This is a genomic window from Novosphingobium kaempferiae (genome assembly GCF_021227995.1).
GTDB classification, from domain to species: domain Bacteria; phylum Pseudomonadota; class Alphaproteobacteria; order Sphingomonadales; family Sphingomonadaceae; genus Novosphingobium; species Novosphingobium kaempferiae.
The window spans coordinates 2697785-2716487 of the sequence record NZ_CP089301.1; the positions used below are offsets into that span (position 1 = coordinate 2697785).

The 18703-nt window shown below is 68.5% G+C and carries 16 protein-coding genes; 11 read left to right on the forward strand and 5 right to left on the reverse strand.

Annotated elements, in window-relative coordinates:
• Nucleotides 1-64 precede the first annotated feature (64 nt).
• From edd to LO787_RS12215, 4 genes are read left to right on the forward strand one after another with little or no spacing between them, the layout of a single operon-like run.
• A complete protein-coding gene (gene edd / locus LO787_RS12200; protein WP_232496098.1) occupies nt 65-1879 on the forward strand; it encodes a phosphogluconate dehydratase in 1815 nt (604 codons plus the stop codon).
• Nucleotides 1876-2853: a glucokinase gene (gene glk / locus LO787_RS12205; protein ID WP_232496099.1), complete on the forward strand. Its 978-nt coding sequence runs from the start codon at nt 1876-1878 to the stop codon at nt 2851-2853. Before edd ends, glk begins: the two co-directional genes overlap by 4 nt.
• A complete protein-coding gene (eda, locus tag LO787_RS12210; RefSeq protein ID WP_232496100.1) occupies nt 2853-3479 on the forward strand; it encodes a bifunctional 4-hydroxy-2-oxoglutarate aldolase/2-dehydro-3-deoxy-phosphogluconate aldolase in 627 nt (208 codons plus the stop codon). Before glk ends, eda begins: the two co-directional genes overlap by 1 nt.
• Nucleotides 3479-6286, forward strand: a complete 2808-nt coding sequence (locus LO787_RS12215; RefSeq protein ID WP_232496101.1) for a phosphoenolpyruvate carboxylase — start codon at nt 3479-3481, stop codon at nt 6284-6286. The genes eda and LO787_RS12215 overlap by 1 nt, the downstream gene beginning before the upstream one ends.
• Before the next feature lie 138 nt (nt 6287-6424).
• Here the strand turns inward: LO787_RS12215 and LO787_RS12220 are convergent, their stop codons facing one another.
• Nucleotides 6425-7486 carry an NAD(P)H-dependent flavin oxidoreductase gene (locus tag LO787_RS12220; protein WP_232496102.1) on the reverse strand — a complete coding sequence of 354 codons (1062 nt, stop codon included), beginning with the start codon at nt 7484-7486 and terminating at the stop codon, nt 6425-6427.
• Between the two features lie 133 nt (nt 7487-7619).
• On the opposite strand from LO787_RS12220, the gene LO787_RS12225 reads away from it, so the two are divergent.
• The 6 genes from LO787_RS12225 to LO787_RS12250 all read left to right on the forward strand — a co-directional run bounded on the left by LO787_RS12225 (nt 7620) and on the right by LO787_RS12250 (nt 14577).
• The gene (locus tag LO787_RS12225; protein ID WP_232496103.1) at nt 7620-8654 is read left to right on the forward strand and encodes a 2-oxoadipate dioxygenase/decarboxylase family protein; all 1035 of its coding nucleotides are present in this window, start codon (nt 7620-7622) and stop codon (nt 8652-8654) included.
• Nucleotides 8655-8656: 2 nt separating this feature from the next.
• Nucleotides 8657-10087, forward strand: coding sequence for a succinylglutamate-semialdehyde dehydrogenase (gene astD, locus LO787_RS12230; protein ID WP_420847816.1), 1431 nt, complete (start codon nt 8657-8659; stop codon nt 10085-10087).
• The gene (locus tag LO787_RS12235) at nt 10084-11289 is read left to right on the forward strand and encodes a hydrolase (RefSeq protein WP_232496105.1); all 1206 of its coding nucleotides are present in this window, start codon (nt 10084-10086) and stop codon (nt 11287-11289) included. Before astD ends, LO787_RS12235 begins: the two co-directional genes overlap by 4 nt.
• Entirely contained in the window at nt 11286-12296 is a 1011-nt protein-coding gene (locus LO787_RS12240; RefSeq protein ID WP_232496106.1) for an arginine N-succinyltransferase, read from the forward strand. Before LO787_RS12235 ends, LO787_RS12240 begins: the two co-directional genes overlap by 4 nt.
• 153 nt (nt 12297-12449) lie before the next feature.
• A complete protein-coding gene (locus LO787_RS12245; protein ID WP_232496107.1) occupies nt 12450-13712 on the forward strand; it encodes an N-succinylarginine dihydrolase in 1263 nt (420 codons plus the stop codon).
• 175 nt (nt 13713-13887) lie between these two features.
• On the forward strand, nt 13888-14577 hold the full coding sequence (locus tag LO787_RS12250) for an HAD family hydrolase (RefSeq protein WP_232496108.1): 690 nt from the start codon (nt 13888-13890) through the stop codon (nt 14575-14577).
• Nucleotides 14578-14692: 115 nt separating this feature from the next.
• Here LO787_RS12250 and maiA read toward each other — a convergent pair whose 3' ends face one another.
• From maiA to phhA, 4 genes are all read right to left on the reverse strand, one after another.
• Entirely contained in the window at nt 14693-15337 is a 645-nt protein-coding gene (gene maiA / locus LO787_RS12255; RefSeq protein WP_232496109.1) for a maleylacetoacetate isomerase, read from the reverse strand.
• 5 nt (nt 15338-15342) lie between these two features.
• Nucleotides 15343-15897, reverse strand: a complete 555-nt coding sequence (locus LO787_RS12260) for a VOC family protein (protein WP_232496110.1) — start codon at nt 15895-15897, stop codon at nt 15343-15345.
• 125 nt (nt 15898-16022) lie between these two features.
• Nucleotides 16023-17123: a 4-hydroxyphenylpyruvate dioxygenase gene (gene hppD, locus LO787_RS12265; RefSeq protein WP_232496111.1), complete on the reverse strand. Its 1101-nt coding sequence runs from the start codon at nt 17121-17123 to the stop codon at nt 16023-16025.
• A complete protein-coding gene (phhA, locus tag LO787_RS12270; protein WP_232496112.1) occupies nt 17120-17974 on the reverse strand; it encodes a phenylalanine 4-monooxygenase in 855 nt (284 codons plus the stop codon). Before phhA ends, hppD begins: the two co-directional genes overlap by 4 nt.
• A 106-nt stretch (nt 17975-18080) precedes the next feature.
• Between phhA and LO787_RS12275 the strand changes: the two genes are divergently transcribed.
• On the forward strand, nt 18081-18542 hold the full coding sequence (locus tag LO787_RS12275) for an Lrp/AsnC family transcriptional regulator (protein ID WP_232496113.1): 462 nt from the start codon (nt 18081-18083) through the stop codon (nt 18540-18542).
• The last annotated feature ends 161 nt before the right edge of the window (nt 18543-18703 follow it).

An 18703-nucleotide genomic window follows, 5' to 3' on the forward strand; every position in this document is an offset into this window, starting at 1 on the left:
TTACCTTCCCGCGCCAATAGCGGGGCGGGAAGAGCCGGATGTCGCGAAAGACCAGGAGTAGACCATGACCAACCTCCACCCGGTGGTCGCGCGCGTCACCGACCGTATCATCGAGCGGTCGAAGGACAGCCGCGCGCGCTATCTCGACATGATCGCGCGTGAGACGGACAAGCATTCCGACCGCAGCTTCCTGTCGTGTTCCAACCTCGCGCACGGCTTCGCCGCCTCGGGCGAGGACAAGGCGACTATCGCGGGCAACAAGGCGATCAACCTCGGCATCGTCACCGCCTACAACGACATGCTGTCGGCGCATCAGCCCTATGGCCGCTACCCGGAGCAGATGAAGCTCTACGCGCGTGAAGTCGGCGCGACGGCGCAGGTCGCGGGCGGCGTGCCCGCCATGTGCGACGGCGTGACGCAGGGCTTCGACGGCATGGAACTGTCGCTGTTCAGCCGCGATGTCATCGCGCTGTCCACCGGCGTCGCCCTGTCCCACGCGATGTTTGACGGCATGGCGCTGCTGGGCATCTGCGACAAGATCGTCCCCGGCCTCGTCATCGGCGCGCTGCGCTTCGGCCACCTGCCCGCCGTCTTCGTCCCCTCCGGCCCGATGCCCACCGGCATCTCCAACAAGGAGAAGCAGAAGGTCCGCCAGCTCTACGCCGAAGGCAAGGTCGGCCGCGAGGAACTGCTGGCGAGCGAGAGCGCAAGCTACCACTCGCCCGGCACCTGCACCTTCTATGGCACCGCCAACTCCAACCAGATGATGATGGAGATGATGGGCCTGCATGTGCCCAACGCCGCCTTCATCCCGCCCAACACGCCGCTGCGTCAGGCGCTGACCCGCGCCGCCACTCACCGCCTCGCCGCGATCACCCGCAAGGGCGAGGACTATCGCCCGATGGCGAAGATGGTGGACGAGAAGGCGATCGTGAACGCCATCGCGGGCCTGCTGGCGACCGGCGGCTCGACCAACCACGCTATCCACCTGCCCGCCATGGCGCGCGCGGCTGGCATCCAGATCGACTGGCAGGACTTCGACGAACTCTCGTCCGTAGTCCCGCTCATCACCCGCGCCTATCCGAACGGCTCGGGCGACGTGAACCACTTCCACGCGGCGGGCGGCATGGCCTGGGTGATCCGCGAACTGCTCGACGGCGGCCTCGCCCACCGCGACATCCTGACCGTGGCCGAAGGCGGCATGGACGCCTATGCGGACGAGCCGGTGCTGGTCGACGGCGAACTCGGCTGGACCCCGGCCCCTGCCGTCAGCGGCGACGACACGATGCTGCGCCCGGTCTCCAACCCGTTCCTGCCCGATGGCGGCATGCGTCTGGTGCAGGGCAACCTCGGTCGCGGCACCTTCAAGACCAGCGCCGTCGATGCCGAACGCTGGACGATCGAGGCTCCGGCCCGCGTGTTCGACGACCAGGAAGGCGTCATCAAGGCCTTCAAGGCCGGCGAACTGGACCGCGATGTCGTCGTCGTCGTCCGCTTCCAGGGCCCGCGCGCCAACGGCATGCCCGAACTCCACAAGCTGACCCCGCCGCTGGGCGTGCTGCAGGATCGCGGCTTCAAGGTTGCGCTGGTGACGGACGGGCGCATGTCGGGCGCATCGGGCAAGGTGCCCGCCGCGATCCACGTCACGCCCGAGGCTCTCGGCAACGGCCCCCTCGCATACCTGCGCGACGGCGACATCGTGCGCCTCTCGGCCGAGGACGGCACGATCTCGACCACCGCCGACCTCTCCGGCCGCGAGCCCGCCGCGCCCCCGCCGCCCGCCTTCGGCATGGGCCGCGAACTCTTCGCGATGTTCCGCGTCAATGCGTCGAGCGCCGAGCACGGCGGTTCCTCGATGCTGGAGGTCGCGGGCCTGTGAGTACGCAGATCGTAGCCGTCGACATCGGCGGCACGCACGCCCGCTTCGCCATCGCCACCATCGGCGATGACGGAAAGATCACGCTGGGCGAACCGGCGACGCTCCACACCAAGGATCACGGCAGCTTCCAGCTGGCGTGGCAGGCGTTCCGCGACATGAACGGCGGCACCCTGCCCGATGCCGTCGCCATGTCGGTGGCGGGCCCGGTGGGGAACGAGGTCATCAAGTTCACAAACAACCCCTGGATCCTGCGCCCCGCGAAGATCGAGGAGATGCTCGGCCCCACGCGCCAGACCATCATCAACGACTTCGCCGCCGTCGGCTACGCAGTCGCCTGCGCCGATGACGCCGACTTCCTCCACCTCACCGGCCCGGACGAGCCGCTGCCGCCCTCGGGCACGCTTAGCGTCCTCGGACCGGGCACCGGCCTTGGCGTCGCGCACCTCTATCGCGACGGCAAGGGCGGCTACCATGTGCAGGCGACCGAGGGCGGCCATACCGACTACGCCCCGCTCGACCTCATTGAGGACGCGATCCTTGCCCGCCTGCGCAAGCGGCACACGCGCGTATCGGTGGAGCGCATTGTCTCCGGGCCCGGGATCGTCGATATCTATGCGACGCTCGCGGCGATGGAGCACAAGGCCATCTACGAACTCACCGACGTCGAGATCTGGACCGCCGCCGCCAATGGCGAGGACAGCCTTGCCGTCGCCGCCGTTGACCGCTTCTGCCTCGCCCTCGGCGCGGCGGCGGGCGACTGCGCGCTGGCGCAGGGCGCAAGCGGCGTCGTGATCGCGGGCGGCCTCGGCTACCGCATCCGCGAAACCATCAAGACCTCCGGCTTTGCCGAGCGTTTCCGCGCCAAGGGCCGCTTCGCCGGCCTCATGGCCAGCCTGCCCGTCAAGCTCATCACTCACCCGCAGCCCGGCCTGTTCGGCGCGGCGGCCGCATTCGCAAGGGAGCACCTCCAGTAATGACTACTGCATCCGAAGCCGTCGAAAAGGTCATGCGCCTCGCCCCGGTGATCCCCGTGCTGGTCATCGAGGATATCGAGCATGCCCTGCCCATCGCCGAGGCTCTGGTGGCGGGCGGCCTGCCCGCTCTGGAAGTCACCCTGCGCACCGAATGCGCGATCGAGGCGATCAAGGTGATGAAGCAGGTTCCCGGCGCCGTCGTCGGTGCGGGCACGGTGCTGACGCCCGACGACCTCAAGCGCTCGATCGACGCGGGCGCCGAGTTCATCGTCTCCCCCGGCCTCACGCCGATGCTGGCCGAAGCCGCCTACAAGTCGAAGATCCCGTTCCTGCCGGGCACTGCCAACGCCAGTGACGTGATGTTCGCGCTGGAATGCGGGTTCGACCGCCTGAAGTTCTTCCCGGCCATGGCCGCGGGCGGCCCGCCTGCGCTCAAGGCGATCTCCGCCCCGCTCGCGGCGGCGAAGTTCTGCCCGACCGGCGGCGTCACCCCGCAGAACGCGCCGGAATGGCTCACGCTTGACGCGGTGATCTGCGTCGGCGGCAGTTGGATGGTGCCCAAGGGCAAGCCTGACGTCGCCAAGATCGAGGCGGAAGCCCGCGCCGCTGCGGGGCTCGCCCGCTGATGGCCGCGCCGGAGCAGCAGGGGCTGCGCACCGTCGACCAGCTCGACGCCCGCCTGCAGGAGCTTCACAAGCTCACCGCGATCACGCCGCTCTTCAACCCGGTGTTCCAGCTTGGCCTGGAACTCTCGCGGGAACTGGAGAACGGCGGAATGTCCCTCGACGACATCGAGGCGCTCGTCGCCGAGATGGAGTGCGAGGGGCTGCGCGCCCGTGCTGCCCGGCTCGACCGTATTCTCGGCACGATGCCGCTCGACGCCAACGACGCGGCGCTCGACGAACTCGCGTCGAAGACCGCCGAGGATGACGACTTCACCGCCTTCGCCGTGCGCTGGCAGCGTCCGGCGGCGCATGTCGTCTTCACCGCCCACCCGACCTTCCTGCTGACCGCCGCCCAGACCGAGGCCGTGACCGTCTCCGCCTCCAACGGCGATTTCAGCGAAGCCTCGGTCTGCGCCGCCTCGCCCGCGCGCGACACCATCACGCTCGATTCCGAGCATGACGCCGCGATGGCCGCCATGGCGCGCGGCCAGAAGGCGCGCGACCGCATCAACGCCCGCCTGTTCGACCTTGCCGCCGCCCGCTGGCCCAAGCGCTGGAAGGGCCTGAACCCGATGCCGGTGCGCTTCGCCCACTGGGTCGGCTACGACATGGATGGCCGCACGGACATCTCGTGGTCCACCTCGATCCGCTACCGGCTCGAGGAAAAGGCCCAGCGCCTTGCCGGTTACGCCGAAGCGCTTGAAACCGTCGCGCCGGAGATCGCCGCGCAGCTCTCGCGCGCCCACGCCCACACCATGGAGGCCGTGGCCGCCTTCAAGCAGGATCTCACCGATCCCGAGGCCCTGTCCGCCGCCGCCAACGGCCTGACCGCCGAACACGCCGACAAACTCATCAGCCTTGAACCCATCATCACCCGGCTTGAGGAAGAGGCCCGCCACGCCGACCAGGAGCAGGCCCGCGCCCTCCTCGTCACCGCCGCCGCCATGCGCGCGGACGGCCTCGGCATGGGCTGGATCCACTTCCGCGTGAACGCCTCGCAGCTGCAGAACGCGATCCGCCGCCGCATCGACCCGGACGGCAAGCTCGGCCTCGCCAGCCAGGCCGCGCTCGTCCGCATGCGCGAGCTGCTGGCGGAGGTTAAGCCCCTCAAGTCCAACTTCGCGGCGCTGGCGATCGAGAACAGCACCGCCGTGCGCCAGTTCCTCGCGATGGCGCAGATCCTCGGCCACATCGACGCCGATTCGCCGATCCGCATGCTTGTCGCCGAGTGCGAGGAGCCGACCACCGTGCTCGCCGCGCTTTACTTCGCGCGCATGTTCGGGATCGACGACAAGGTCGACGTCTCGCCCCTGTTCGAGACGGAATCGGCGCTGGAACACGGCGGCCGCTTCCTCGATGCGGTGCTGGCAGAGCCTGCCTACCGCGATTACGCCCGCCGCCGTGGCCGCGTCTCGATCCAGACCGGCTTCTCGGACGCGGGCCGCTTCGTCGGCCAGGTGCCTGCTGCCCTCGCCATCGAGCGCCTTCAGGGTCGCCTCTCCGAAGCCATGGCCGCCAACGGCCTGTCGGACGTCTGCGCGCTGATCTTCAACACCGGCGGCGAATCGATGGGTCGCGGCTGCCATCCGTCCAGCATCGACGACCGCTTCGACTGGCAGATGTCCCCCTGGGCGCGCCGCCGCTTCCTGCGGGCGGGCATCCGGCTGGAACCCGAAGTCAGCTTCCAGGGCGGCGACGGCTACCTCTGGTTCGGCTCCGACGAACTGGCGCTGGCGACGCTCACCCGCATGGCCGAGCGCCCGCTGTGGGACGCCGACGTCAACGTGCCGACCGACCTGTTCTATCGCCGCACCGACCTCAGCCTCGACTTCTACCGCGCGATCCGTTCGGTCCAGCACCAGCATCTCGAAAGCTCGACCTACAGCCGCGCGATCACCGCGTTCGGGCTCGGCCTGCTTAACGACACCGGCAGCCGCAAGTCGCGCCGCCAGTCGGACCTCGCCTCCGACCGGACGATGAGCCTGCGCCAGATCCGTGCGATCCCGCACAACGCGATCCTGCAGCAGCTGGGCTACCCGGTGAACGTGATCGCGGGCATCGGCACCGCGGCGGACGGCAACCGGGAGGAAATCGCCGGGCTCCTGCGCGAATCCGCGCGTGGCCGGCAGATCGTGCGCCTTGCCCGCGCTGCCAACGCGCTCGCCTCGATCAAGACCGTCTCTGCCTATGGCGAGTTGTTCAACTCGGCCTACTGGGCAAGCCGCCCCTATCGCGGCGGCGAGGAGAATATCGCCGATGCCTGCCTCAAGCTGGCGGAATACCTCACCAAGGACGACCGCACGGGCGTCTATCGCCGCCTCGCCTCGCGCCTGCGTGTCGATGCGCTCAAGCTGCACCGCCTGCTCGACCTCATCCCCGACGAGGCTCCGCTGAAGGACCGCGAGCATACCCGCCGTTCGCTCGGCGTGCTGCAGGCGCTGCGCATCGCGCTGTTCCAGCACATGTTCCTGCGCGCGGTGATGACCCCGTCGTTCAGCCGCGCCAACGACATCAGCCGCGACGACGTGCTGGAGATGTTCTTCACCCTGCGTGTCGAGGACGGCCTCGCCCAGCTGCGCCGCGCCTTCCCGGTGCACTTCCCCTCGATCAGCGACTTCGCGGTGGACGCGCCCAGCGACTACCCGGACTCCAGTGCGACGGGCTATGCGCAGATCCACAAGGACTTCATCGACCCCATCGCGCGGTCCTACGGCCTGTCCCTGCGCATCACCACCGCGCTGGCGAACGAGTTCGGCGCCCACGGGTGAGCCCATTCCTCCCCGAGCTTGTCTCGGGGAGGGGGACCGCCGACGAAGTCGGTGGTGGAGGGGGAGAACCTCGCGCCATTTCCCCCTCCGTCAGCCCTGACGGGCTGCCACCTCCCCGAGACAAGCTCGGGGAGGAATTTAACGCGATTGCGCCACAGCCAATTCCGCCATCAAGGTCGCGACCAGTTCCGCCGCCGGCATCGCCCTCGCCAGCGGAGCGCCCTGCCCCGCCCACTGCGCACCGAAGCCGTACTCTCCCCGCGCCCTGGCGGCAGCGTTCAGCGCCTTCCCGGCATGATAAGCGATGGGATAGTCCGGCGGCCTGCGATCCCCGACCTCAGCCGAAAGCCCCGTAAAGCGGTTCGCCAGAGCCCGCGCCGGACGCCCCGAAACCAGCGGCGTAAGCGTGGTATGCCATGCCCCCGCCCCCATCAGCGCCGCGCGATAGCCCTCGTCCGCCGCCGATTCCGGGCAGCCGACAAAGGCCGTCCCAAGCTGCGCCGCCTCCGCCCCAAGGTCGAGCGCGGCGGCTATGCCCGCTCCGTCCATGATCCCGCCCGCCGCGATCACCGGCAGCCCTGTATCGCGCACCAGCAGCCGCGTCAGCGCCATGGTGCCGAGCTGCGTATCGGGTGCGGCAGGGTCGAACATCCCGCGATGGCCGCCCGCCTCGATCCCCTGCGCCACGATGCCGTCGATCCCCGCCGCCTCGATCACGCGCGCCTCCTCGACATTGGTGGCCGTGGCGAGCAGCACGATGCCGCGCTCGCGCAGCGCGGCGATGGCCTCGGCCGAAGGAAGCCCGAAGTGAAAGCTGACCACCGGCGGCGCGACTTCCACCAGCAGCGCCAGCATCTCCGCGTCATCCGCGAAGCTGGTATAGGGCGATTGCAAGGCCACCGGCGGTTCCGCGCCGAACTCCGCGAAGCGCGGGCGCAGCCACTCGATCCATTCCGCCTCCCGCTCCGCATCGGCGACGGGCGTCGGATGGACGAAGAGATTGACGTTGAACGGCCTTTGCGTCCGCTCCCGGACCTCGGCGATCATTGCCCGCGCTCCGGCAGCATCGGTGGCCCCGACCGCGATGGACCCGAGCGCGCCCGCGTTCGACACCTCGGCGGCCATCAGCGGCGTGCTGGTCCCCGCCATCGGGGCCTGGATCAGCGGCAGGTTCACGCCGAGGCGTTCGAGAATGGCCATGGTATCTGCACTTTCGCGTGAAGGATCGCTGCCCCTGCACATAGGCGCCCAAGGCACGCTCGCCCAGCATGGACTTACCCGAGCGGCTTTCCTATGTTGCCGGATAACGCAATAAACATACAACGAGGAACGGATGTCCATCGCCACGGGTAACGCCGCGCAAGCCCCGGAAACGCTGCTGAAACTGCTCCAGCCCACGCTCGGCGAGGAGCGCGCGCGATGGGTGCTGGACACGCTGGAGATCGACCCTGCGCTTGCCGGTTCAGCCGACTACGCCAGCCGCGCGCAGGTGGCGATGGCGCTCAACGCCGCGCTGTTCGCCGACCTGCTCGACCGCGCGCCCACCGCCGCGCGCTATGTCGAGCGGATGCGGCAGGCGGGCGAGCCCATCGTCTTCGACCACGGCGCGCTGCGCACCATCGACGGCGCGACCGGCGCGCTGCCGTCCGGGCACGAGGCTTTCGGCCGTTTCCTCAGCGCTTTGGGCTATGTCGTGGGCGGGCTCTATCCGCTGCCTGCGCTGACGATGACGGGGCGCGCCTATGTGCATCTCGACCTGCCCGCCAGCGTGCCGCAGTTCTTCGTTTCCGAGCTTCACATCGCCCAGCTTCCCGAGGCGGCGCAGGCCGCTGCGGCACGGATTTTCGGGGATTCCGCCGATCCGTTGGGGGACGACGAGTGGCGCGCGCTCGATGCGCTGGCGCGCGATGGCGGCTGTTCGATCGAGGACGGCGTCACCGTCGTGCGCGGGGCGCTGCGCGCGTTCAACCGGCAGCATCCCGCCCCGGCGCTGGCCGACTACGAGGCGCTGCTGGAGCACAGCAAGGAAGGCGCCTGGATCGCCACCGAGGGCAATGCCTTCAACCATGCGACGACCCGCGTGCCGGACGTCATCGCCCATGCGGAAGCGCTGAAATCCGAGAGTTTTCCGCTGAAACCGGCGGTCGAGATATCCCGCAACGGGCGCGTGCGGCAGACCGCGATCCTTGCCGACAAGGTGTCCCGCCCCTTCGTTCTGGGCGATGGCAGCACCGTGGAACGCGCGGTTCCCGGCTCGTTCTACGAGTTCATAAGCCGTGATCTCGTGCCGGAATCGGGGCTCCTCGACCTGACGTTCGACAGCGGCAATGCGACCGGAATCTTCGCGGTCACGAGGGAACAGGCATGACCATGCTGCGATCCTTCGATCCCGCCGACGGCAGCCTTGTATGGGAAGGCGAAGTCGCTGATTCCGAAGCGGTTTCCGCCGCGCTTCTCCGCGCCAGAAAGGCATTTCCGGCTTGGGCCGCACTCGGTACTGAACGGCACCTAGAAGTGGTTGAACGTTACCGGGACGCGCTTGAGGCGCGCAAAGAGCGCATCGCGGAAGTCATTGCGCGGGAGACAGGCAAACCGCTCTGGGAAACCCGCACCGAGGTCGCCTCGATGATCGGCAAGGTCGGCATCTCGATCACCGCGCAGGCCGAGCGCGCCGGGGAGAAGCGCAACCAGATGCCGTTCGGTCAGGCCGTGCTGCGCCACCGCCCGCACGGCGTCATGGCGGTGCTCGGCCCGTTCAACTTTCCGGGCCACCTGCCCAACGGCCACATTGTCCCCGCCCTGCTCGCGGGGAACACCGTGGTCTTCAAGCCCTCCGAGATGACGCCAGCGACGGGCGCGATCATGGCCGAGTGCTGGGCCGAGGCGCTTGCTGACTACCCCCCAGAATTCAGGCACGTCTTCCAGTGCATCCAGGGCGGACGTGAAACCGGCGAGGCGCTCGTCGCCGGGCAGATCGACGGGCTGCTGTTCACCGGCTCGGCGGGAGCGGGCGCGCATTTCCGCCGCATCTTCGCCGACCGGCCCGACGTGATCCTCGCCCTCGAACTCGGCGGCAACAATCCGCTCGTTGCATGGGACGCCGCCGATGTCGCCGAGGCCGCCTCGGTCGTGGTGCAGTCCGCGTTCATCACCACCGGCCAGCGCTGCTCCTGCGCGCGGCGGCTGATCGTGCCCGACAACGCCTTCGGCTCCGCGCTCGTCGATGCCGTGGCCGAACTGGCCGACCGCGTCGTCATCGGCGCGTGGAACGAGACGCCCGAGCCGTGGTTCGGCCCGCTCATCTCCGATGCCGCCGCCAGTGCCGCCAAGGCCCACTTCGACGGCCTCGTCGAGCGCGGCGCGCACGTCATCCGCCCGTTCACCGGCGTCGAGGGCCGCTCCGCCGCGTTCGTCACCCCGGCGCTGATTGACGTCACCGGGGTCTTCGTGCCCGACGAGGAGATCTTCGCCCCTGTCCTGCAGGTCAGCCGCGTGCCGGACTTCGACGCTGCGTTGGATGCCGCGAACAACACCCGCTTCGGGCTGTCCGCTGGCCTCATCAGCGCCGACGACGCGCTTTGGGACCGCTTCCTCGTCGAGTGCCGCGCGGGCGTGGTCAACCGCAACCGCCCGACCACCGGCGCGGCAGGCTCCATGCCCTTCGGTGGCCTCGGCGAAAGCGGCAACCACCGCCCAAGCGCCTACTACGCCGCCGATTACTGCGCCTATCCGGTCGCCAGCTTCGAAGCGGCAGGCGCCGAGGGCAACTTTGCCGCCCTGAACGGCAAGCTGAAGACATGAGCGGCCTGACCGGCGCAGAAGCGGACCTGCTCGCGCCGGTAGAGCGCGCGCCGATCCTCGACCGCACGCTGGAATGGGCCGCGATCAACAGCGGCACCGGCAATCTGGACGGCCTTGCCGCGATGGCAGGCCGTCTGGCCCAAGCCTTCGCACAGCTTCCCGGCGAAGTGCGCCTCGTCGATCCCGCGCCGGTCGAGAAGGTCGACGCCAAGGGGCAGCTGCGCGAACTCGGCCATGGTCGCCACCTCGTCCTGTCGGTGCGGCCCGAAGCCGAGCGGCGCGTGATCCTGACCGGGCACATGGACACCGTCTATGCCCGCGAGCACCCGTTCCAGACGTCGGCGTGGCTGGACGATGACACGCTGAACGGCCCCGGCACCGCCGACATGAAGGGCGGCCTCTCGCTGATGCTGGCGGGCCTCGCCGCCTATGAGCGCTCTGCACCCTCGCTCGGCTACGACGTCCTCATCAACAGCGACGAGGAAACCGGCTCGCTCTCCTCCGCCGCGCTGATCGCCGACCTCGCGCGGGGCAAGCTGGCGGCGCTGACCTATGAGCCCGGCCTGCCCGACGGCTCGATGGCCCGCGCGCGACCCGGTTCGGGCAATTACGCCGCCGTCGCGACGGGCCGCTCCGCCCACGCGGGGCGCAATCCGCAGGACGGGCGCAACGCCCTCGTCGCCGCGAGCGATCTGGCCATGCGCCTTGCCGCAGGCGTGCAGGACGGCCTGACCATCAACCCCGCCCGGATCGAGGGTGGCGCGCCCAACAATACCGTGCCTGACCTTGCGATCCTGCATTTCAACCTGCGTCCGCGCACGCCGGAGCTTGCCGAAGTCGCGCGCGCGCTGGTCGATGCCGCCGTGGCGCAAGTCAGCGCCGCGCATGACGTGCATATCCACGTCCACGGCCATGTCTCGCGCCCGCCCAAGCCGATCACGCCGAAGACCGAGGCGCTGTTCGGCCTCGTCAGCAAGGCCGCCGCCGATCTCGGCCAGTCTATGCGCTGGCAGGACACCGGCGGCGTGTGCGACGGCAACAACATCGCCGCCTGCGGCGTTCCCGTGCTCGACACGATGGGGGCGCTGGGCGGCTCGATCCATTCACCGCAGGAGTTCATGATCGCCAGTTCGCTCGACGCCCGCGCCCGCCTCACCGCGCTTGTGATGCACCGTCTGGATAAAGAGGGAATCGCTGCATGACCTTCCTGCTGCGCACCGCGCGCGAGGGCGACCTCGAGGCGCTCTACCGCATGGCCAAGGGCACCGGCGGCGGCTTCACCAACCTGCCGCCAGACCGCCCGACGCTGAAGGGCAAGCTGGAGCGCGCGGCGAAGTGCTTCGCACGCGACGACGGGCAGATCGCCAACGACCTCTTCGCCTTCATCCTCGAGGATACGGCGACGGGCAAGGTGCGCGGCACCTGCCAGGCGTTCTCGCAAGTCGGCACCGAACTGCCGTTCTATTCCTATCGCATCGGGCGCATCACCCAGCACTCCAAGGAATTGGACCGCACCTTCCGCGCCGAGATGCTGACACTCTCGACCGACCTCGACGGGGCGAGCGAGGTCGGCGGCCTCTACCTCGACGCCACCGAGCGTTCGGCGGGCGTCGGCAAGCTGCTCGCGCGCAGCCGCTACCTGTTCGTCGCCATGCACCGCGAACGCTTCGGCGAGACGATGCTGGCCGAGCTGCGCGGCGCCATCGACGATGCGGGCAACTCGCCGTTCTGGGACGGCCTCGCGGGCCGCTTCTTCGACATGAGCTTTCGCGACGCGGACGAGTTCAACGCCAAGCACGGCAACCAGTTCATCGCCGACCTCATGCCCAAGCACCCGATCTACACCGCGCTCCTCTCCGAAGGCGCGCGGCAGGTCATGGGCCAGCCGCACTACTCCGGCCGCCCGGCGATGCGCATGCTGGAAAGCGAAGGCTTCGCCTTCCAGAACTACATCGACATCTTCGACGGCGGCCCGACCATGATCGCGCGGACCGACCAGATCCGCACGGTGAAGGACGCGCGGACGGTGGAGGTTTCGGCCATCGTCGCCGCAGCGGAGGCCGAGCCGACGCACCTCGTCGCCACCGGCAGACTGGCGGACTTCCGCGCCTGCCTTGGCCGGGTCGGCGCGGACGGCTCGCTGGACGAGGCGGCGGCGACGCTGCTGGGGGTGAGCGTGGGCGATGCGGTGACGTTCGCTCCGGCGTGACCCTTCCCCCACTCCTTTCGTCATTGCGAGCGTAGCAAAGCAATCCAGCGTCAAGCACCGACCGTGGATTGCTTCGCTACGCTCGCAATGACGAAAGGAGGGATGATCCCGAAACCATTTTCCTACACGCCCCCTCACAGCTAGGCTCCCCCCATGCACACCGAAATCAACTTCGACGGCATCGTCGGACCCAGCCACAATTACGCAGGGCTAAGCCTGGGCAACCTCGCCTCGACGAAGAACTTCGGCAAGGTCTCGGCCCCGCGCGCAGCCGCGTTGCAGGGGCTCGCGAAGATGCGCGCCAATCTGGAGCGTGGGCTGGCGCAGGGCTTCTTCCTCCCCCAGCGCCGCCCGGACGAGGGCTGGCTCCGCACGCTCGGCACCAGCGTCGAAGCCGCGAGCACGACCCTGCGCGCCAATGCCCTGTCGGCTTCCTCGATGTGGGCGGCGAACGCGGCGACGGTCTCCCCGGCGGCGGACACGGCGGACGGGCGCTGCCACCTTACCGTCGCGAACCTCGTGACGATGCCCCACCGCAGCCACGAATGGCGCGAGACGCTGGCGCAACTCCAGCTGGCCTTCGCCGACGCGGCGCACTTCGCCGTCCACGCCCCGGTCCCCGCCCCCTTCGGCGACGAGGGCGCAGCGAACCACATGCGCCTGTGCGCCCGCCATGACGCGCCGGGCGTGGAGGTCTTCGTCTATGGCGTGGCGGGCGGGCCCTTCCCGGCACGCCAGCATCGCGAGGCGTCGGAGGCGGTGGCGCGCATCCACGGCCTCGACCCCGCGCGCACGGTCTTCGCCCGGCAATCGGACGAGGCGATCGCGGCGGGCGCGTTCCACAACGACGTCGTCGCCGTCGCCAACGAGCGGGTGCTGTTCACCCACGAACTCGCCTTCGCCGACCGCGATGCGCTCTACGCGACCTTGCGCGCCAAGCTGCCCGAGATCGAGATCGTCGAGGTGCCCGCCGCCGAAGTCAGCCTGGCCGACGCGATCACCTCGTACCTGTTCAACGCCCAGCTGGTGACGCTGCCCTCCGGAGAGGCCGCGCTGGTCCTGCCGGGAGAAGCGCGCGAGACGCCCTCGGTCTGGCGCTGGCTGGAGGCGCACGTCGCCGGGAACGGCCCGATCCGCCACCTTTTCGTCCACGACCTGCGCGAAAGCATGGCCAACGGCGGCGGCCCCGCCTGCCTGCGCCTGCGCGTGGTGGCGGACCCGGCGACGGTGGACCCCCGCTTCATCGCCACGCCCGAAAAGCTCGACCGGATCGAGGCCCTCGTCGCCCGCCTCTGGCCCGAACACATCGCGGTGGACGACCTCTCCAGCCCGGCCCTGTGGCGCGACTGCGTGGCGGCGCGCTCGGCGCTCTGCGCGGCACTGGGGCTGGGCGAGCTGGATCGGGAGGCGTTCTAAGGCATCCCACCACCTCCTTCGTCATTGCGAGCATAGCGAAGCAATCCAGCGTCAAGCGCCGACCGTGGATTGCTTCGCTCCGCTCGCAATGACGAGCCGCAGAAACGCGGTTTTCGCAACTGCGCCGATGCGATTTGCAATGGTGCCGTCGCCAAAGCGGTTCATATTACAAGGCATGGCCATGTTCCCCCCGACCGCCCTGCCCGACCCGATCCGCGCCGTCATCTTCGACATGGACGGCACCCTGATCGACACCGAGTCCGTCCACCACCGCGCCTACGAGCAGACCGGCAAGGACATCGGCTGGCCGCTGCCGCGCGAGGTGCTGGATGCCATGGTCGGCATCAACCGCGACGCCAACGCGGTCATGCTGGCCGAGCGCATGGGTCCCGACTTCCCCCTCGCCCGCTTCTACGACGAGGCCGACGCCCTGTTCGACGCGACGCTCGCCGCCGGGCTGTCGTTGCGCCCCGGCGCGCCGCTGATCCTCGAGCACTTCCGCACCAGCGGCATCCCCATGGCCATCGCCACTTCCACCGTCGCGCCCTTCGCGCAGCAGCGGCTGGAGCAGGCGGGGCTGCTGCACTACTTCGACGTCATCGTCACTCGCAGCGACGTGACGCACCCCAAGCCGCACCCCGAACCCTACCTCCTCGCCGCCAGCCGCCTCGGCGTCGACATCGCGGACTGCATCGCGGTGGAGGACAGCTACGCGGGCGTCCGTTCGGCTACGTCGGCGGGCCTCGCCACCGTCATGGTGCCCGACCTGCTGCCCCCCGACGAGGAGATGACCCGCCTCGTCTCGGCGGTGCTGCCCAGCCTCTCGGACCTGCGCGACCTGCTGCTCGCCCCGGCTGAGGGCTGAGTCCCTTCTTCCGTTCGTCATTGCGAGCGCAGCGAAGCAATCCAGCGGCGTGGGCCGACCGTGGATTGCTTCGCTGCGCTCGCAATGACGAGGTGAGGCACGAAAGGTGGATAACTCAGCCCGCGTCCGGCTGATGATCCGGGTGCGCGGCCAGGAATTCCGGCAGTTCAAGGCACGCCGCCTCGATCCGCGTGATCCTGGGATAATCCGACAGGTCGAACGCAAAGCGCCGCGCGTTGTAGAGTTGCGGGACCAGCACGCATTCGAAATAGCCCGGCGCGTCGAGCAGGAAGTCTCCCGAACCGCGCTCCGCCAGCCGCGCCTCGACGCCGCCCAGCGTCTTGCCCAGCCAGCGCCAGTACCACAGATCCACCTCGGCCTGCGTATGCCCAAGGTCATGCTTGAGGTACTGCAGCACCGGCAGGTTCAGCGGCGCGTGCAGTTCAGTGGCGATCGCCATGGCCAGTTCACGGACCACGAAGCGCGCCTCGATGTCGGCGGGCAGCAGGGGGCGCTCCGGGTAGCGCTCGTCCAGCCATTCGAGGATCGCCATCGACTGCGCGCGGGTTGCCCCGTCCGCCTCCAGCACCGGCAGGTTGGCAAAGGGGTTGAGCGCCCGGAACGCCTCGCCGCGCTGTTCGGCGGCGAGCAGGTTCACCGGCACGATCTCGTGGTCGAGGTGCTTGAGGGCGAGCGCGATGCGCACGCGGTAGCTCGTCGAACTGCGCCAGTAGCCGTGGAGGCGGAGCAGCGCGGCCATCGCCGTCAGCTTTCCGCCGCAATCTTCTCGTGCAGCCAGGCGGCGTGGCGCGGGGCCTTCCGGGTGCGCGCCCATTCGTCGAGCATGTCGTCAGCGACGGCGCGCAAGCTGGCCATCTGGTCCACGGTGCCGAACTGCCAGGCGAGTTCGAGACGGTGGCCGTTGGGGTCGAAGAAGTAGATCGACTTGAACACGCCATGGTGCGTCGGGCCGATCACCTCAAGCCCCGCCGCCTCGGCGCGGGCCTTGGCGGACAGCAGGTCGCCCTCGCTCTCCACCTTGAAGGCGATGTGCTGCACCCAAGCGGGCGTCGCCTCGTCGCGGCCCATCTCGGGGGCATTGGGCAGTTCGAAGAAGGCCAGCACGTTGCCGCCGCCGCAGTCGAGGAAGACGTGCATGTAGGGATCGGGCGCGCCGGTGGAGGGCACGGTGTCCTCCGCGATCGCCAGCATGAAATCCATGCCGAGCACGTCGCGATAGAACTCCACCGTCTGCTTGGCGTCCTTGCAGCGGTAGGCGACGTGGTGGATGCCGCCGAGGGTTAGGGCAGGATTGGTCATTTTCTCTCTCCCGTCATCCCATCCCCTCGTCATTGCGAGCGTAGCGAAGCAATCCAGCGTCGTGGCCCGACCGTGGATTGCTTCGCTACGCTCGCAATGACGCAGGAGGAAGGGTCCATCATGTATTACTCTGCCGGTTCGCTCACCTTCAACACCCCGCGCCGGATCTGGTCGCGTTCCATGCTCTCGAACAGCGCCTTGAAGTTGCCGTTGCCGAAGCCGTCGTCGCCGCGCCGCTCGATGAATTCGAAGAACACCGGGCCGACGCGCGCCTCGGCGAAGATCTGGAGAAGCAGGCGCGGTTGGCCGCCATCGGTTGTCCCATCGAGCAGGATGCCGCGCATCTTCAGCGCCTCGGTCGGCTGGCCGTGGCCGGGCAGGCGCTCTTCCAGCATCTCGTAGTAAGTCTCGGGCGGCGCGGTCATGAACGGCACGCCGAGCGCCTTGAGCTTGTCCCATGCGGCGAGGAGGTCGTCGCAGATGAGAGCAATATGCTGGATGCCCTCGCCGTTGAAGGCGCGCAGGAACTCGTCGATCTGGCCCTTCCCGCCTTCCGCTTCCTCGTTCAGCGGGATGCGGATCCTGCCGTCGGGCGCGGTCAGCGCGCGGCTGGTGAGGCCGGTATATTCGCCCTTGATGTCGAAGTAGCGGATCTCGCGGAAGTTGAAGAGCTTCTCGTAATAATCCGCCCAGTAGGCCATGCGCCCACCGTAGACGTTGTGCGTCAGGTGGTCGATCTCGGCGAAGCCCGCGCCCGCCGGATGACGGTCCACGCCGGGCAGGTAATCGAAGTCGATGTCGTAGATCGAAAGCGCCTGATCGCCGTTCTTCTCGTAGCGGTCGATCAGGTAGATGATCGAGTTGCCGATGCCGCGGATGCCCGGAAGATGCAGTTCCATCGGCCCGGTCGCGACCTGCACCGGCTCGGCCGAGCGGGCCAGCAGTTCGGCATAGGCCGCCCGCGCGTCACGCACGCGGAAACCCATGCCGCAGGCCGAGGGGCCGTGTTCGCGGCTGAAGTACCAGGCCGGGCTGTGCGGCTCGTAATTGGTGATGAAATTGATCGAACCCTGCCGCCACAGTTCCACGTCCTTGGAGCGGTGGCGGGCGATCCGCGTGAAGCCCATCGCCTCGAACACGGGCTCCAGCACGCCCTTGTCCGGCGCGGAGAATTCCACGAATTCGAAGCCATCAAGGCCGATGGGATTGTCGAAAAGGTCGGTCATGCGGGGGCTCCAAGGGGAAGTTCGCCCGGCAGCGTCTCGCCGGCGGGCAGCGGCGGATCGTGCCGCCAGGTTTCGTAGACGGGGCCGAAATCGAGGCTGACGAGCGCCTCGATCAGCTGCGGCAGGCTGTCGAGCACGAAGTAGGTCTTCTGGAAGCTGTCGATCATGTAGCCGGTGCGCATCACCCGCACCGGGTCGAACGGCAGGCGCAACACGTCGCGGTCCTCGATCGAGAAGCGCGTCTCCCCGGCGGACGAGATGATGCCCGCTCCGAAGACCTTGAGCGCGCCCGCTTCCTTCACCAGCCCGAATTCGATGGTGTACCAGTAGATGCGCGCCAGCATGTCGAGCGCGCCCATCTCCATCGCCCGCACTCCGGCCTTGCCGTAGAGTTCGAGGAAATCGGCGATGGCCGGATCGAGCAGCATCGGTACGTGGCCGAAGAAATCGTGGAAGACGTCCGGCTCGACGAGGTAGTCCAGCTCGTGCTCCTCACGCAGCCAGCGCGTCACCGGGAAGCGACGGTGGGCGAGGTGGTCGAAGAACACCGCGTCGGGGATGAAGCCGGGGACGCCCACCAGCTGCCAACCCGTCGCCGGGCCGATTACCGCGTTGGCATCCTCGAACCGGGGGATGCCCTCGGCGCAGTCGAGCCGGGCAAGGCCGTCGCGGAACGAGGCGCAGGCATGGGTGCGCACCAGTTCGGACTGGCGCGCGAACAGGCGGCGCCAGCGCGCGTGCATCTCCGGGGTATAGGCATCCCAGTCCTGTCCGACCGTATAGTCGGCACCGGCGCCTTCGTACTCTCCCCGAAGCTCGCTGTGTGACGTATTCGTCGACGGCTTCTTCATAAGGGAAGAATACCAAACCCTCCGCTTCAGTTCCGTGCGATTGCATGCCCGCAGAACGGCGCTAGAAGTGGAATCGACTATAGAACGACCTTTGGAGAGGTTATCCATGCAGCTTGACGAATTCGACCGCGGGATCATCGCCGCCTTGCAGCAGGACGCGCGCATGCCCGTCGCACAAGTGGCGGAGCGGGTGGCGCTCTCCGCCACCCCGGTCAGCCGCCGCATCAAGCGCCTGGAGGACGAAGGCGTCATTCGCGGCTACGCCCCCGTGCTGGACCCGCGCGCTCTGGGCTTCGAACTGGAGGCCTACGTCCTCATCAACCTCGTCGCCCATGTGGACGAGACGATCGCCCGTTTCGAACAGGCTATTGCCGACAATCCGCACGTCATCGCCTGCCATGCGGTGACGGGGGACATGGACTATCTGGTGCGCGTGGTCGCCCGCAACGTGGAGCACCTCTCGCAGATCACCCTGCGCACGCTGCTGCGCATCCCGGGGGTGCGGGATGTTAAGTCGATCATCGTGCTGGAGACGATCAAGGAAGACCGGACGGTGCCGGTGGAGTGAGCGGGAGTTCGCCCCGCCTCGTCATTGCGAGCGCAGCGAAGCAATCCAAGGTCGGCCTATTGCGCTGGATTGCTTCGCTACGCTCGCAATGACGAACGGAAATAAGTGCGTTCCATGCACCCGCTCACCACCCACACCCGTCACCCCTGCGCAGGCAGGGG

What these genes read in the sequence shown, in the direction of transcription:
- edd (WP_232496098.1), top strand. Translation starts at nt 65, where the DNA reads ATGACCAACCTCCACCCGGTGGTCGCGCGCGTCACCGACCGTATCATC.
- eda (WP_232496100.1), top strand. Translation starts at nt 2,853, where the DNA reads ATGACTACTGCATCCGAAGCCGTCGAAAAGGTCATGCGCCTCGCCCCG.
- LO787_RS12215 (WP_232496101.1), top strand. Translation starts at nt 3,479, where the DNA reads ATGGCCGCGCCGGAGCAGCAGGGGCTGCGCACCGTCGACCAGCTCGAC.
- LO787_RS12220 (WP_232496102.1), bottom strand. Translation starts at nt 7,486, where the DNA reads ATGGCCATTCTCGAACGCCTCGGCGTGAACCTGCCGCTGATCCAGGCC.
- LO787_RS12225 (WP_232496103.1), top strand. Translation starts at nt 7,620, where the DNA reads ATGTCCATCGCCACGGGTAACGCCGCGCAAGCCCCGGAAACGCTGCTG.
- astD (WP_420847816.1), top strand. Translation starts at nt 8,657, where the DNA reads ATGCTGCGATCCTTCGATCCCGCCGACGGCAGCCTTGTATGGGAAGGC.
- LO787_RS12235 (WP_232496105.1), top strand. Translation starts at nt 10,084, where the DNA reads ATGAGCGGCCTGACCGGCGCAGAAGCGGACCTGCTCGCGCCGGTAGAG.
- LO787_RS12240 (WP_232496106.1), top strand. Translation starts at nt 11,286, where the DNA reads ATGACCTTCCTGCTGCGCACCGCGCGCGAGGGCGACCTCGAGGCGCTC.
- LO787_RS12245 (WP_232496107.1), top strand. Translation starts at nt 12,450, where the DNA reads ATGCACACCGAAATCAACTTCGACGGCATCGTCGGACCCAGCCACAAT.
- LO787_RS12250 (WP_232496108.1), top strand. Translation starts at nt 13,888, where the DNA reads ATGGCCATGTTCCCCCCGACCGCCCTGCCCGACCCGATCCGCGCCGTC.
- maiA (WP_232496109.1), bottom strand. Translation starts at nt 15,337, where the DNA reads ATGGCCGCGCTGCTCCGCCTCCACGGCTACTGGCGCAGTTCGACGAGC.
- LO787_RS12260 (WP_232496110.1), bottom strand. Translation starts at nt 15,897, where the DNA reads ATGACCAATCCTGCCCTAACCCTCGGCGGCATCCACCACGTCGCCTAC.
- hppD (WP_232496111.1), bottom strand. Translation starts at nt 17,123, where the DNA reads ATGACCGACCTTTTCGACAATCCCATCGGCCTTGATGGCTTCGAATTC.
- phhA (WP_232496112.1), bottom strand. Translation starts at nt 17,974, where the DNA reads ATGAAGAAGCCGTCGACGAATACGTCACACAGCGAGCTTCGGGGAGAG.
- LO787_RS12275 (WP_232496113.1), top strand. Translation starts at nt 18,081, where the DNA reads ATGCAGCTTGACGAATTCGACCGCGGGATCATCGCCGCCTTGCAGCAG.